Annotated in this window: 16 protein-coding genes and 1 tRNA gene; 6 read left to right on the top strand and 11 right to left on the bottom strand. The window is 41.0% G+C overall.

The window, feature by feature from the left end; genetic code table 11:
- Window positions 1–28 precede the first annotated feature (28 nt).
- From DRED_RS02465 to DRED_RS02455, 3 genes are all read left to right on the top strand, one after another.
- Complete coding sequence (locus DRED_RS02465) at window positions 29–814, top strand: 4Fe-4S dicluster domain-containing protein (RefSeq protein ID WP_011876845.1); 786 nt, start codon at window positions 29–31, stop codon at window positions 812–814.
- A 37-nt stretch (window positions 815–851) separates the two neighbouring features.
- Window positions 852–1,997 carry an NrfD/PsrC family molybdoenzyme membrane anchor subunit gene (gene nrfD, locus DRED_RS02460; RefSeq protein ID WP_011876844.1) on the top strand — a complete coding sequence of 382 codons (1,146 nt, stop codon included), beginning with the start codon at window positions 852–854 and terminating at the stop codon, window positions 1,995–1,997.
- Between the two features lie 440 nt (window positions 1,998–2,437).
- Window positions 2,438–2,513, top strand: a tRNA-Met gene (locus DRED_RS02455).
- A 43-nt stretch (window positions 2,514–2,556) separates the two neighbouring features.
- Here the strand turns inward: DRED_RS02455 and DRED_RS02450 are convergent.
- From DRED_RS02450 to spoIIR, 3 genes are all read right to left on the bottom strand, one after another.
- Window positions 2,557–3,039 carry a LysM peptidoglycan-binding domain-containing protein gene (locus DRED_RS02450; RefSeq protein WP_011876843.1) on the bottom strand — a complete coding sequence of 161 codons (483 nt, stop codon included), beginning with the start codon at window positions 3,037–3,039 and terminating at the stop codon, window positions 2,557–2,559.
- Window positions 3,040–3,175: 136 nt separating this feature from the next.
- Window positions 3,176–3,448, bottom strand: a complete 273-nt coding sequence (locus DRED_RS02445) for a hypothetical protein (protein WP_011876842.1) — start codon at window positions 3,446–3,448, stop codon at window positions 3,176–3,178.
- A 226-nt stretch (window positions 3,449–3,674) separates the two neighbouring features.
- On the bottom strand, window positions 3,675–4,259 hold the full coding sequence (spoIIR, locus tag DRED_RS02440; protein ID WP_011876841.1) for a stage II sporulation protein R: 585 nt from the start codon (window positions 4,257–4,259) through the stop codon (window positions 3,675–3,677).
- A gap of 215 nt (window positions 4,260–4,474) precedes the next feature.
- Here spoIIR and DRED_RS02435 point away from each other — a divergent pair, with 215 nt between their 5' ends.
- Window positions 4,475–5,458, top strand: a complete 984-nt coding sequence (locus DRED_RS02435; RefSeq protein WP_011876840.1) for a bile acid:sodium symporter family protein — start codon at window positions 4,475–4,477, stop codon at window positions 5,456–5,458.
- Between the two features lie 150 nt (window positions 5,459–5,608).
- Here DRED_RS02435 and DRED_RS02430 read toward each other — a convergent pair whose 3' ends face one another.
- The 6 genes from DRED_RS02430 to DRED_RS02400 all read right to left on the bottom strand — a co-directional run bounded on the left by DRED_RS02430 (window position 5,609) and on the right by DRED_RS02400 (window position 10,699).
- Window positions 5,609–5,974 (bottom strand): hypothetical protein, encoded by a 366-nt coding sequence (locus DRED_RS02430; RefSeq protein ID WP_011876839.1) that lies wholly within the window; start codon window positions 5,972–5,974, stop codon window positions 5,609–5,611.
- 387 nt (window positions 5,975–6,361) lie between these two features.
- Window positions 6,362–6,550, bottom strand: coding sequence for a hypothetical protein (locus DRED_RS02420; protein ID WP_041274391.1), 189 nt, complete (start codon window positions 6,548–6,550; stop codon window positions 6,362–6,364).
- 154 nt (window positions 6,551–6,704) lie between these two features.
- Window positions 6,705–8,249: a DHA2 family efflux MFS transporter permease subunit gene (locus DRED_RS02415; RefSeq protein WP_011876838.1), complete on the bottom strand. Its 1,545-nt coding sequence runs from the start codon at window positions 8,247–8,249 to the stop codon at window positions 6,705–6,707.
- 100 nt (window positions 8,250–8,349) lie between these two features.
- Window positions 8,350–9,003: an HlyD family secretion protein gene (locus tag DRED_RS02410; protein WP_011876837.1), complete on the bottom strand. Its 654-nt coding sequence runs from the start codon at window positions 9,001–9,003 to the stop codon at window positions 8,350–8,352.
- A gap of 32 nt (window positions 9,004–9,035) precedes the next feature.
- Window positions 9,036–9,899 (bottom strand): efflux RND transporter periplasmic adaptor subunit, encoded by an 864-nt coding sequence (locus tag DRED_RS02405; protein WP_011876836.1) that lies wholly within the window; start codon window positions 9,897–9,899, stop codon window positions 9,036–9,038.
- Between the two features lie 164 nt (window positions 9,900–10,063).
- Complete coding sequence (locus DRED_RS02400) at window positions 10,064–10,699, bottom strand: flavodoxin family protein (protein WP_011876835.1); 636 nt, start codon at window positions 10,697–10,699, stop codon at window positions 10,064–10,066.
- A gap of 268 nt (window positions 10,700–10,967) precedes the next feature.
- On the opposite strand from DRED_RS02400, the gene DRED_RS02395 reads away from it, so the two are divergent.
- On the top strand, window positions 10,968–11,429 hold the full coding sequence (locus DRED_RS02395; RefSeq protein ID WP_011876834.1) for an RDD family protein: 462 nt from the start codon (window positions 10,968–10,970) through the stop codon (window positions 11,427–11,429).
- Between the two features lie 48 nt (window positions 11,430–11,477).
- Here the strand turns inward: DRED_RS02395 and DRED_RS02390 are convergent, their stop codons facing one another.
- Together DRED_RS02390 and DRED_RS02385 are read right to left on the bottom strand one after the other, a co-directional pair.
- Complete coding sequence (locus tag DRED_RS02390) at window positions 11,478–11,921, bottom strand: YaaR family protein (RefSeq protein WP_011876833.1); 444 nt, start codon at window positions 11,919–11,921, stop codon at window positions 11,478–11,480.
- Between the two features lie 350 nt (window positions 11,922–12,271).
- Window positions 12,272–13,726 (bottom strand): IS1380-like element ISDre3 family transposase, encoded by a 1,455-nt coding sequence (locus DRED_RS02385; RefSeq protein ID WP_011876820.1) that lies wholly within the window; start codon window positions 13,724–13,726, stop codon window positions 12,272–12,274.
- A 295-nt stretch (window positions 13,727–14,021) separates the two neighbouring features.
- On the opposite strand from DRED_RS02385, the gene DRED_RS02380 reads away from it, so the two are divergent.
- A complete protein-coding gene (locus DRED_RS02380; protein WP_011876832.1) occupies window positions 14,022–14,606 on the top strand; it encodes a carbonic anhydrase in 585 nt (194 codons plus the stop codon).
- The last annotated feature ends 26 nt before the right edge of the window (window positions 14,607–14,632 follow it).

Genomic DNA, 14,632 nt, shown 5'->3' with positions numbered 1-14,632 from the left:
TTCTGCATATTCCGGGAGGTGAAGAACCATGTCAAAAGGCGTACTGGTTGACCTGACTAAATGTGTAGGCTGCGGTAGTTGTACCGTTGCCTGTAAGTTATGGAACGACAACAAATGGGATGATAAAAACCCCACTATGGGACCAAGTGCTAAACTAACTGATAAAAACTGGACCGTGGTTCAATTTAAAGAAGTCAAGGACAAAAAGGGTGAACCTGTCTGGCGTTTTGTTAAACAACAGTGTTTCCACTGTAAAGAACCTGCCTGTGCATCAGCTTGCTTTGCCAAGGCATTTCAGAAGACCAAAGAAGGGCCGGTAATCTATTACCCCCACCTTTGTGTTGGTTGCCGTTACTGCATGGTGGCATGTCCTTTCAATGTTCCTAAATATCAATGGGAAAAAGCCTTCCCGCTGGTTACCAAATGCATGATGTGCAATACCAAGGTTGAAAAGGGCGAAGCCCCTGCCTGTGTATCGGTTTGTCCTGCCGGTGTTTTCAAGTTTGGGGATCGGGAAGAACTTTTAAAAGAAGCAAAATCCATCATTGCCAAGGATTCAAAGTATGTTAAGCATATCTTCGGTGAAAATGAAGTGGGTGGTACCGAGTGGCTTTACATTTCCGATGTACCCTTTGATCAGCTAGGGTTTAAAACCAACGTTACCAAACGTTCCCTACCCAGCTATACCGAAGCTTACATGCATGCAACTCCCTTTGTTGGTATTACCTGGGGCGTCATTCTAACCGGTTTATACCATTACACAAAGCGTCGCAACCAAATTTCAAAAGACAATAACAAAAATATTAAGGCCTAATACAATTCAACTATTTCTGAGAACTGGGGGGATATACATGGCGTCTCACGCCCAAGCCCAAAAGTGGAGTTTTAAAATGACTCCCACACGCGTATTATTAATGCTGTTATCGGCTGTCGCCGTAGGCGTAATCGTCTTCCGTCTGGTAACCGGCCTTGGCATGGTTACAAATCTGAGCGATGAATGGCCCTGGGGTCTTTGGATCGGTTTCGACGTCCTTTGCGGTGTTGCATTGGCCGGTGGTGGTTATGGTACTGCACTTATCGTACACGTTCTGCATAAGGAATATTTCCACCCCATCGCCCGTAGTGCTATGTTAACATCCTTAATTGGTTACCTGTTGGTAATGGCTGGTCTGTTCCTTGATATCGGCCAGTGGTTTAACTTCTGGCGTCCATTCGTATCCTGGGGTCACTCCTCGGTACTGTTTGAAGTTTTCTGGTGTGTTTCCTGTTACACCACTGTACAAATTCTGGAATTTGGTGAAATTGCCACCGAACGGATCGGTACTCAATTCCATAGTATTTTCAAAAAGGCTCTGCCTGTATTGATGATTATTGGTATTATTTTCCCCACCCTGCACCAGTCTTCTCTGGGTGGTCTGTACCTGCTGATGGTTGATAAGCTATATCCCCTGTGGTGGTCTCCTATTATCTTCTTCTTTTTCTTGCTGTCCTCTTTCTTTGTAGGACCTGCAATGATCTGTGTGGAAACTACTCTGGCCGGAAAGGCTTATGATCACTGGGTACCTATTCCGGTTTTACAGAAGCTAATCCGTATTTCTGGCTTTGTTATGATTTTTTATCTGTTATTAAAAATCTATGATTTAGTAAGTCGTGGCGTATTTGGACTGATGTTCTCCGGAACCTTTGAAGCCAACATGTTCTTAATCGAAATGATTTTCGGTATAATTGTGCCCATCATTATTTGCTTCAGCGGCTTTAGCGCAACCCGTAAGGGTCTATTTACCTTCGGTTTACTGGTAAGCTGTGGTGTTGTTCTAAACCGTATGAACGTTGTTGTGATTGGTATGATTCGCTCAACCGGTGTATCCTATGTTCCTTCTATCTGGGAGTTCATTGTTAGTGCCGGTTTGGTTGCAATGGGTGTGCTGGCATACTGCTTTATCGTAGAAAACTTCAAAATTCTAGAACACGATGATCATCACGGTCAAGCTGCCTAATATTAAATAACACTACCGCTAGGTAGAAGGGCGGAGGCTCGTCGAGACCCCCGCCCTTCTTTTTTAATAAGTTAAAAATTGCGCCTGTATTGTTTTTTTGTAACCCGATACCTAGTCGGGTTTTTTCTTTTTATATGTTATAAAGCAAAAAACATGCCAAACTTCCCCCTCACTCAACACCAGAAAACCCTTTACATATCTCGACTAATCTAGATCGTGTGTTTTGTTTTATAGCATATTACTAACTTATTTGTTCCACAATAGCACTAATGTTTCTTTTTAGAACACAACACCGAGGTTCTTACTTATTTTAGAATGCACTGGGTTCTCTGTCAGTAATCTGTATCACAGCAAAAAAAAGAATTTTTGTACTTGTGTTAGGTGACTTCTTAAAAAATATTTGACATATTAGTATTACGGTGTTATACTAATATAGTTGTCGCGGGATAGAGCAGTTGGTAGCTCGTCGGGCTCATAACCCGAAGGTCGGGGGTTCAAGTCCCTCTCCCGCAACCAGTTACAAAAAAACTCTGCCTACTGGCAGAGTTTTTTTGTATCATCATTTCTTCCAGGTTTCTAAAGGTTGCCGGGGTACCAGCACTGGTTGTCCAATTTGTAACGTGCCAGAGAGATCGTTTAATTTAGCCAACTGATCCGCATAGGCCTCTGTTTTGTAGAACTTTGCGGAAATGGTAGCAAAATTGTCCCCCTTTTGAATCTGATAAGTCAGTAGTTCATTTCCCCGGGGCTGTGGCTTTTGTGAAGGGGCTGGGACCGGCGGTGTCGCTATCGGTGTTTTTTTAGACTCCAGTAACTGCTGTTGTTCTTGAATCTGCTTCTTGAGTGCAAGATTTTCTTGTTCAAGCCGATTCGCCAGGGCTGTTTGCCTGAAAAGAAACCAACACATGCAGAGGTAAACCACAAACAGAACCCCACCCACAACTAATTTCCAATCAATAGAGGGACTTTTTTTAACACGCAGATCCCGCTCAATCTGGCTCACTGTTTTGCCTTCAATGGATCGACTGTTAATCTTTCTCAATCCTTTCTACAAAGGTTACTATATAACAGACGAAAAATATAACCCTAAGGTTTTAATATAACGACAATTGTTTTCTAATAGGTAGACTAAAGAATGACCCTGCCTTTTTATCCAAAGACAGGGTCAAAAGCTCAAACTATTTAGAAAAGTTATTAGGATCTTCCAAGAAATACACCACATAGGCCTTTTCAGGATCCTTCCGGATTTCTTCCATGATGGAAGGGCCCACTGATACTTCACCGATCAGGTTAATATCTGAATTAATGTCAAACTCTTCATCTTCCTGAGGCTTTAGAACTTCCACCCCGGGACTTGGATCTTTGGTTTGGATATTCAGGGCCAGGTACTTTTGCTTTGCTTCTTCAGGGTTTTCTGCAAAAATGATTCTGGTGTTGGTAGGATGCTGCATAAAATATACCTCCATTTACTTTTATAAATATTAGTCCTTCTTTTGGGACAGCCATCTTGTAACAAATTTGTTTAAAACAATTAATCCTCCACCTAATAAGGCAATGGCCGCCAATGAAGAAACCAACTGAATGCACCTATGGTACTATTTTACTACAAACCTAATCTTTCGTGTACCCTTTATACATCCATTAAAGTTAATTTTTACAATCATTCAATCAGATATTCTAACTAAACATTTTTAAAACATCTACACATTTAAGTCGGAACTCCACTTTATCTTTTTCAAATACTTTCAGTCCCCTAGCAGTTTCATTCTCCTCCAAGTCCTCTACACTGTCCACAAAACACAAGGGGGGGAAAAGCACGCACCACCAGTTTTTACCCTGTCCTTCCCCGATAATAACCCGAACTGCATGGTAGTCACCGGCCGGTAAGGTCAAACTGCCATAACTTTTGGTGGGAAAATAAAAATCACCCATCATAACCTTTACCGGGTAGTCCTTACCCTCTCGTTGAATCTGTTTATGAGCAAGTGCCTTGATTTCATCCATACTGTTCAGAACAATTTTTTCAGCTTCTTCCCGGCTATTGGTATTTCTAAATTTATTTTTCATTTCTTCCACAACAACGTCCCTTACATGCAGCTTAAGGCTCTGATCTTGAAAACTGTCGCTATTGGCAATTACATGAAACCGAATTAATTCACTGGCAAATTCATGTTGTACATAAATACGGTAAGACCAAAAGGAAGAAACAATTAGCCCTATTAAAATACAAATTGCATAAATAAATTTTCTAGAACACTTCATTAATGCCAACACCTCACATACACTAATCAGTTACTAAGAGTATGTGAGTTTAGTGACATTTTTATACATAAATACCAAAGAAACGTTAGTAATAAAATAGAAAAATGAATTATTTGTAAGTTAATGTTTTTTATGTTACCCTATAAAAAGTCCTACTTTTTATCTTTAATAGCATTTATCACTTAAGAAATCTCTCATAAGGGATGCGGTTTAGTATGTTAAATTACTTTAGTCTCTGGAACATTTGGCTCAGTCGCCGTATGTTTTTCGTAGTATTGTCTGCGTTATTATTTGGTTTTACCTTTTCTTTACCTACATCAAAATTTGGGAATTGGCTGGCAACACTCTTATTTGCTTATATGACATTTGTTACTGCCCTGGATTCTAGTCTAAAGGATTTTATCCATATTCTAGCCAAACCATGGATAAATATATGGATGTTGCTGTTAATTCACGGAATTATGCCCTTGTTAGCTTTTTGTATTGGGATTTTGTTTTACCCTGACAATGCGTTCATACGGTTAGGATTTTTGATCGGTGCCACTATCCCTATAGGCGTCACCTCTATTATTTGGACTTCGTTAGCGGGTGGAGATGTTGCTTTATCAATGGTGGCAGTAACTCTAGATACACTAATTAGTCCTGTTTTACTGCCACTTTTTATTACGCTGGTTGCAGGAAGGACAGTAAATATTGATGTTGTTCACCTTCTGGTAGGTCTTTTGGGGATGATTACTGTCCCCAGTCTGCTAGGAATGGTAGTTAATGATCTAACCCACGGTAGTTTACGTAATTATTCGAAATCCATTGGAGGCTTCACTTCAAAAATAGCCCTTTTTCTGGTTGTATACATTAATGCCAGCGTCATAGCACCAGAAATTCACTGGAACCATACTGTAATTAAATTGTTATTGGTTATTTTTATTTTATCTATTAGTGGCTATTCCCTGGGTTATATAGGTTCCTATGTCTTAAAGGGTCACCAGCGCGAGAGAATGGTGTCAATAATTTACGGAGTTGGTATGCGTAACAATAGTCTAGGAATGGTTCTGGCATTAACATACTTTCCCGTCTCCGTTGCTTTGCCAATTACCTTGGCTATGCTCTTCCAGCAACCCTTAGCTGCATTTGTGTCCTATTTATTGAAACGTTTCGACAGCCATGAATTGCAGACCTCAAAATCATGCTCTTTCTTTTAACAAGACGCCTTTTATAGCGTGTTAAATCTTAATTCTAAGCACCATGCGGAAACATGGGGACATTTATACTACCAGGCCAGTGGTGAAGTCCTTTTTTCCTTTCTAGAAACCGCTAAAATACTGGACTCAGGAATTTGAAATTTACTCAAATTAATGATGGTGGTTACTACACTGATCTTCTAATTCAATGTAGTCTTCAAAATGGTTTCTAATGAATAAATCCACCAGCGGACGCTGGCTGTCGGGCACATCCCACTGTACCAACATCCCTATTTCATCATTTCGGATGAGCTTTCCCCGGGTACCCGGGGAGATTTCACCCAGTTTTACCTTAGCCTTCACCCATACTTCTCCCCTGCCGCCATTATGCACTGCCAACATTTGCCGGGCCATTTCCAGCGTATGTAAAAGCCCATTCATAGTCTCCTGGACCTTTCCCTGGGAAAGCATCTCAATTCCCTCGGTACAAAGTTTAATCACGGTGTCCAGCTTTACTTTGGGAGCTTCCCTTTCCATCTATTCAACCTCCTTTAACTAAGGATTATGTTTATAATCTCAACGGGTTGCTTCATAAACCCCAATACAGGACCTTGATTTTTGAATTGTAGGTCAGTAATCCAGAGAAATACATCGTTAAAGCAATGGTACTGGAAGGAATCCCTTTCTCCTAGTAGTGCGGCGGCTTTTCTTTTAATGGACATTTCATACAATAGCAGCCTTCGCATTCTTCCTGACAGGAGGTATTGCATTTGCATGGAACGTCTTCATAAATACACTTCATGTTGAGTCCCTCCTAACCTAAATTATACTTATCTATTATTTCACCACAAAAATCATTTTTCCTGTATCATTTTTTCCAATACCAGCATGCCACAAAGAAGCCTCTAATATCCTGTATCTTCCTTAATCTATAGGTAAGCCCTTTTGCCTTAAACTCGCCAGCACTTCTGGCTTGAGATAAGACTTCCAGTGCGGGTATTTTTCCTTTAACTTAAGTAATTTATCTTGATGGAAATGAAAAATCTCTGCTAGCTTTTCAGCATCTTCCCTGTACATCTGCAATTCCATCAGTAGCTTTAAGTTACTAAGCATATCCTAAGCTCCCCTTCTTTTTTTAATGGGTATGCCAAGGATTACATTTATAAAACTAAAAAGCTACAGAACCTCTGTGGGATCTGCAGCCTGAATGTGAGCATGAAGTCAAAGGGGGAAAGAAGCATGAATAAAAGATTCCCAATTTGATAAGTTATATGACGCCGGAGGTTCCCTGAAACAAATGTGCATATCTTGCTTCCTGTCTTTTTCTTTCTTTCTCCACTCTGTGTTTGCTCAGCAGGAACATCATAGGTAAAACAAAGGCAATAATAATGGCGCTAACCACAAAGGTGTCATCCAGTGCAGTCATGAAGGACTGACGAGCTATTAAGCCGGAAATGATCCCTAAAGACCCCTGAGCCGCTGCCTGACCAGCCATTCCGTTGGCAGCTAGGTAACTTTGCATTTGCCCCTGGGCCTGTACAGCTGCCATTGAACTTATACTGACTCCTTCAGTTAGAATGGCTGTGTGGTAGGCCTGGCGTTGCAGCATGACATAAGTTAAATAGGCAATGCCCATTGAACCAGAGATTTGTCTTACGGTATTATTAAGGGCCGATGCCCTGCCCACCAAAAACCTAGGAACTGTATTCATGCCGGCTGTGGTCAGGGGCATAGTGGCCAAGCCTAAACCCACAGCCCTGATGGATAATATGATCTGGATATGGTGGTAACTTGTATCCAGACCAAGGGTATGCAGGTAATAGGTTACCCCCACAACAATGGACATCCCGACAATACCAAGCCAAAAGGCACCAAATTTATCAAACAGCTTACCGCTAATGGGCATCATGAAGCCGGTTACAAGGGCCATCGGCATCATCATTAAGCCTGTTTCCATTGGAGTATAACCTAGCAGGTTTTGAGCATAGATGGGGATTAAGAAAACCGCCGAGAATAATCCAATGGTGGCAATGCAAGTGGCCAGCAAACTGGCAGATAAGACTGGATTATTCAACAACCGGATATCGATAAGCGGGTTTGGTGCTTGCAACTCCCACATGACAAAGAGAATTAGCGTAAAGGCCGATAGAACCAGTAAAGTAACAATATACTGGGAGGTCCATCCCTTATCCTGTCCCTCACTAAGGGCCAACAGCAGTGCAAAGCAGCCCACTGAACTCAATAAAATTCCAGGAATATCCGGTTTCAGATTTTTTTGTATCGGTGTTTCTTCCAGGTATGCAATGGACAACATAATGGCGGCTATGCCAATGGGGATGTTAATGGTAAAGATCCACTGCCAACTGAAATGATCCACCAGATAGCCCCCTAGGGTAGGACCAATGGCCGGTGCCATAATGGCAGCAATACCCCAGATCCCCAGAGCCATACCTATCTTCTGCCGAGGAATAATACGATAGATCATGGCCATACTGATGGGAATAATCATACCACCGCCAATGGCCTGAATGACCCGGAATATGGTCAGAGAATTGGTGCTCCAGGCCAGACCGCAAAGCAAAGACCCTATGGTAAAGGCTGCCACCGACCAGATATACATACGCTTGTTGCCAAATCGGTCCCCCAGATAACCGGTAATGGGCACCACCACTCCGGAGGTTAGCATGTAGCCGGTCAGAATCCATTGAATTTCATCCGCCGAGGAACCGAAGAGGGTCATAAAACGAGGCAGTGCAACGTTGACAATACTGCTGTCTAAAATCGCCATAAAGGCCCCGATTACCAGGATCATCAATGCCCCCCAGGGGATTGCCTGGTTTTCCGTATTCCCACCGACAGGACCCTGTCCCTGATTTTGTGGGGGTTGTTTATTACTCAGTTAAAACACCCCCCTATTGAATATGAATTTTTATCACTGCGTTCATTCCAGGCAGTAGACGCTTGTTGTGGTAATCCTCGATGCTGATCTTCACGGGGATTCGTTGGGTTACCTTGGTAAAGGTATTGCCGGAATTTTGCTGAGGTAATAGTGAAAAGAGAGAATTAGCCGCATTGCCAATGGTCAAAACCTTTCCTTTAAATTGAACACCGGGAAAAGTATCAATGGTGTACTCTACTATCTGACCCACTTTTACTTTGTTCAATTTGTTTTCCTCAATATTGGCAGTAATGTAGAGGTCCTTTAAGTCGGCCATGACTGCCATTGCTACACCCGGGGCTGCCATCTCACCCACATGGGCAATCTTTTTAATGATAGTGCCGCTTATGGGTGCTTTGATTACAGTTAAATCGAGGTTGGCACCTAGTTGTAAGGTTACATCGGACAGACGGCCCACAAACTCACCCTTTTCTAGATACTGATCCTCTTCAATGGGTAATTCGATAATCTGCCCTGCTAACTGAGGGCTGACTTTAATAATATTCCCATCCACCCTGGCGTCTTCTGTGGCAACGTAGTGTGTATTCTGGTACCAGTAATAATAAGAAACTGCGGCTAGGGCAATCACCATCACCAGCATGACCAGGTATATTTTTTTCTTTTTCATCGTTACCTCCGATTTTTAATGAGAATCAAGGACTACTTTTTATTGATAACAATCTCAGCAAACATACCGGGTTTCATAATATAACCAGGGTTGTCCAGTTGAACTTTTATGGGATAAGCCTTTGTTTGGGAGTCAGCAGCCAGAGCAATGTTGCTAATCTTACCGGTAAAGGTCTTACCCGGGATAGCTGGTACTTTTGCTTGTACCTCTTGTCCGTTTTTTAACTGATTGATTTCCTTTTCACCAACAGTTCCCTTAATAACTACCTGGCTCAGGTTTACAAGAGACAAGAGAGCATTTTGGGTGCCCGCCATTTCTCCGGGATTAATGTTCTTTGCAGTAATAACGCCTGCAAAGGGGGCTTTGATAAACATATCCTCATAGGAGATTTGTTTCCTCTTTAAAGTAGCCTGGGCGGATTTTAGTCCCACCTCCGCCCTTTTATAGGGACCTTCATACTGGTTATCGTAATCCGCTTGGGATATAGCCTGGGATGCCAAGAGTTCTTTGCCCCTTTGATAGGTCTTTAGGGCCAAGTCATATTCCACCTGGGCTTTTTCCACCAATGTGGCGGACTCTTCTACTTCAGCGGCTTTATCTTCTGCGGCAAGGCTAACCAGCAGTTGGCCGACCTTTACCGTACTGCCGATGTCCACATGGACTGCAGCAACCTTGCCAGCTACTTTACTGACCAGATTGGCTGACTGAACAGCCTCAATTTTTCCGCTTATGACCATTGTAGCCTGCTTATCTTTTAGCGTTTTTTGTGCAGTGGCTGTCATTTGTACTTCGTCCTTCTGTACCTGTGTGTTTTCATCCGTTGACTGGTTACAACCAACCAGAAATACCAGTAACAGTAAAAGGGCCGTAAGCGCTCTCGGTTTTTTTCTTGTCACTTCAGGGAACCTCCATTTCCACAATCCGCATATCTATGCAAAATATTCGCCGTCAAAAAAAGCCTTCCTCCAAAGAAAAATAATATTTGGGAGTAAAAAATTAGGGCTTTAATTCCCTGTCAAAAGTTTTAATACTGTTTGTTAAAAATTCTTCTTCTGTTAGATTAATAACATATTGGCTTAGCCTTTAATTTTACCTCTATTTCCTTTCTTAGCTTTATTGTTTTGGCAAGCCTTTCCCCAGCCCTTTCGGATTGCTTCAGAGAATTTTCATCCTTTAATACGTCACCCATACCAAAGGCCTTAATAGTTTTTACGGTATCTACCACCCTATATCCCAGATCAACGAGGGGTTTGGCCATGGCTTCAGCGGTAAATCCCATGTATTTTTCATCATGCTGTTCGCAAACAGCTATTACCGCAGCATATTTTGTACCTAATGCCTCGCCAATGCCTACCCAGCAGGATCGGTCATCTTCAGCAAAAACTTCAAAACTATAGCATCGGTCGATAAAAGCTTTAACATCTGCTGTGATATTATAGAAATAAGTGGGGGAACCCATAATAATACCATCTGCCTCTAGAAGAAGTGGATATATTTTTTGCATGTCATCTTTTATGACACATTTATAAGTTTTTTTGCATCCTTCACAGCCTTTACAGTCAGCTATAGAGTAATCCCCCAGAAAAATAAGTTCCGTCTCCGCTCCTTCTTTTTCGGCAGATTTAAGGGCAGCCTGAACCAGGCAAGAAGTATTTCCTTTCTTTCTCTTACTCCCGACAATACCTAATATCTTCATAACAATCACTCTCCATAAAATTTTTTACAGTTTTACCCTCACTAAATCATAATTAAAATTAACTGTGATACTGGTTCCCATCATGGTACTATCTTTTATTCCTGAACTTCTAGCCAAAACTTAACAATTAATTGACAAATTTTTTAGGTCTTAATAGAAAAAACTAAGAATAGAAGCAAATTCCTCTTTAAAAAACTTGCAATCATTGATCGATTTTGTTACTTTTGTAACAATTCTCAACCCACTGAGTTAAGGAGGAGATAATTCTATGAACGATGTTTCCTACGCCAGCCCCTTTGAACGATTAATTGCTCGCATTATTGATAAAGTTGTCATCACTCTGCCTGTTTATCTATGGTTTGGTACTCAAAATAATCAACGAATGCTTGAAACTATTGGCGGGGGTATCCTGCTGGTTACCATTGTCTTACTCAATTTGCTCTGGGATGGTCAAACGGTGGGTAAACGGGTAATGAAAATTAAGATTGATACTGCTAATGGAGATAAATTACACCTTGGCCACTACCTGCTGCGGGAATTTAGTTTTACTATTTACCCAGTTTACCTATTGACCTACCCGGTAATCAAAACCGTCTGGATGTTTTGGATGTTAACCACAATGGTACTAATTTTAATGTACGGCAGAGGTATTCATGACATGTTAGCCAGGACAATGGTTGTGAAAACCAATGGGACTTTGGCTACGACAAAAGAACTAAACAAAGCATAAGCCCCCCGGAAGGGGGCTTATGCTTTGTTTCCGGTCTCTTAGGTAGCATTACATATAAACATCAAGGATCAGGCCGGTAATACGGTCCACTTCGGCCACCACATCAATATTTCTTTTTTCTTCGTTTAGAAGATTGTTTGTTAGTTCCTCTACTTCTTTATTAATGATCTCTACCCGGGTATAGATTGTACTGTAATTAACACTACGGTCATGGCGCAATTTGTGATAATTCTTCAAAACAAAGGTAAGATAATCTTTAATACCTTCTTTATATTCACTAATATTCTCTTCCGTAGCGGCGGATTTTAATTTATTCCCAGCAACTTTTATTTTCTCCACCATTTCTTTAATTTGTTTGTGGGCATAATCCTTTTCCTCATTCTCCAGCAATTTAGTAAATAGCTGATTCGCCTTGGAACCTTCCACTACAGCCGAAGGAATTCTGGTTTGGCCAGCTTGTTGTTTATTTCCTGAAATAGCTAATATTTTCACACTATACCCCCGCTTACAAATGGCTTTTGTACTAAATTTCGTTAAATATAACCATTTCCCTTTTTAGCAATGAGGAAAATTTTTCAATAAATTTACTTACTAATTGTATTCTATTTGCTAAAATAGTTAAACTTGAAATCGGAAAGTAGCTTCCCGAGCTTGACTTAATCCCTCAAATAACCAAATTTTAGGGCATTAAACCACTGTTTTTATGGTCTCTGAAATTCTTGGCGTCTGGAATATGGTATTACTCCTAAGTACCCCAATAAAGGCTAGGTTTTAGGGTACAGTTAATAAGACCCCTTTTGGGGGATCAGTGACACCAGATATTTAGGTCGTCCGATGTTTGTTTAACCGGAACTTACTGCAACCCATGCCTGTGTGCAGAGAAATTCTTGTAGTTTTTCCTTGGCATTTTTCAAAACCTTTTGTAGCCAGGGATTAGGGGCTAACTTTATATGGCGGTAACGGTCGTTGCCTACAATGTTCCCAGGTACATTCAGTATTTTGCGGCGGATAGTTGGCACTTCAGCACGACTGTCTTTGCCATCCAATAAGACCAAGCGAAACCAGTTGAGAATGTTATACGATAATACTTTGAGCCACATAAAGGCTATATTTCGATCCAACTCTGCCTGACTCATTTTTTCAAAGCCTAGACCAACCTTGAGTTCATCAATTTTGTTTTCAATATTGCAACGCTTATTGTATTGGTGCCATACCTCCTCTGGGTTGTACTCGTCGCTAGAAGTAATTATCACTTGGTAATCAAATGTCTTTAGGTCAAAGTTAAGTTGCTCACCAGATACCTTTGGTTCTTGAGTTTCACGGATAAATACAAACCTGCGGGCTTTGGACCATTTAGGCAATGGAAGAGTAATTTCTGCTGCAGCGTAGTGGTTGCTCAAAGGCTGCCATCGTTCCTGATCATCAAGGTATTTAATGACTTTTTTCATATTACTGGTGAGCTTAGCCTTACAAATATACTCAATGCCCTGTTCTTCCAGGTAGGCGAAGTTATCTTCATCAAAAAAACCTTTATCCATGCGTATGCCTTTTACGAGGATATTCTGGTTGGCTAAGATCTCTAGTGTCTCTTTAAGAAACTCCATAAATTGGCCGTTACTGGCGACATTCCCACTATATAAGCCAGCATTGACCAGTTCGCAAGTTCCGGAGATAAACGCTACTTTTACTTTGTAGGAAGGTCGCCCGTGATACCGGGGATTGTAACCGACTTTTGATCCCTCCTGTTTACCGAAAACAGTGAGGACACTGTCGTCAATATCCAGCCAGACTTCGCGGGATTGGTCGCATTTGGCCTTTAAGGATAACAGTTCCTGATTCACCAGAGACAATTGGTCTAATGCCTCCTGCTCACATATAAGAGATACAAAGTTTCGCAAGGTGCTCTCGTCAGGCACTTGTGTTACTTCCTTAATTTTCTGGTACCCAGGATCAGTTTGTAGAGCATTCATATGAGAAAACCGCAATAATCCCAATGAGAGGGCATCAATGATCGTATCCAACAACTCTGTATCAGAGTATTTACAGTTATGATGCCGCTTAAGAGAGACCCGTTTAAGCATACCGGGTAAATCAACAGCCTTCTTAAAAGCCTCTAGTATACCAAAACTTCCATAAGCGGTTACAGACGAATTGTCAAACCTAAGCGGAAGATCGCTTTTGCTAGTCTGGTGTTGTAGGGAATTTAATTTCTTTTGGTATTTGCGTTCCAAGTTACGTCGTTGTTGACGGGACATAGTTTCAAGTTGATTTGTGGTAATAAGTTGTGATACCATCATTTTAGAGGGTCACCATCCTTTGGAATGATTTGGTTTGGTCACTAAAACATTTCCAGCTAAGGAGTGGTGTACCCTTTTTTTTGCTAAAATTTTTACACGTAAAAATGACTTTGAAGCCTTGACGTTAGAGGATTTCTAAAAGTTACTTTCCGAATCCAAGTTAAAATTGATGTCGTAAAATAGAAGATAATGTTGTTAACAATATGATAAATATGAAGTAATGACAACAAACTGTTGAATTATTTAGCCTTTTCTGGTAAATTATTAGGAAAGGCTAACAAAGGAGGGGTGACAAATGGCCCAGATTGTGCCAATAAACACAAGGGAGGATATATTTCCTCAGTATTTAAACACTCCCATTGGTAATCTAATTGAATATCACAACTTTAACAAGCACTTTACAAAGTCTGACAAAAAGTATGATCACGCAGAAATATTAATTGGTATGTGTATGGATAACCGCAAGCGCCTTAATATTCCGGAAAAATTTGCCTATGTAATACGCACAGGAGCAGGAAATTTACGTACCTCTGAATTCAAAGTATCCTATGCCATCGCCGTAGGAGGAGTTAGGGCCATTGCTTTAATTGGTCATAACAATTGCGGTATGGCTAATTTAAAATCCAAAAAGCAGAAGTTCATTGACGGGTTAGTTGAAGTGGGCTGGAACAGAAGAGCTGCCGAAGATCATTTTGAGAACCTTGCTCCAATGTTTGAGATTGGTAATGAAATGGATTTTCTTATAACGGAAACTAACAGACTGCGTTTAAGGTATCCTAAAATTTTGGTTGCGCCCATGATGTACCAACTGGAAGATAACCGTTTGTACTTATTAGAGAATGACCAACAAGTTTCGCAACCCAGTGGCCAATCAGCTTAATGACTTGTTATTTGATTATTAGAACA

Origin of the sequence: Desulforamulus reducens MI-1 (genome assembly GCF_000016165.1) — a bacterium.
Lineage (GTDB): Bacteria > Bacillota > Desulfotomaculia > Desulfotomaculales > Desulfotomaculaceae > Desulfotomaculum > Desulfotomaculum reducens.
Note: the sequence above shows the minus strand (reverse complement) of the source record. Positions and strands in the feature narration are given on the sequence as shown.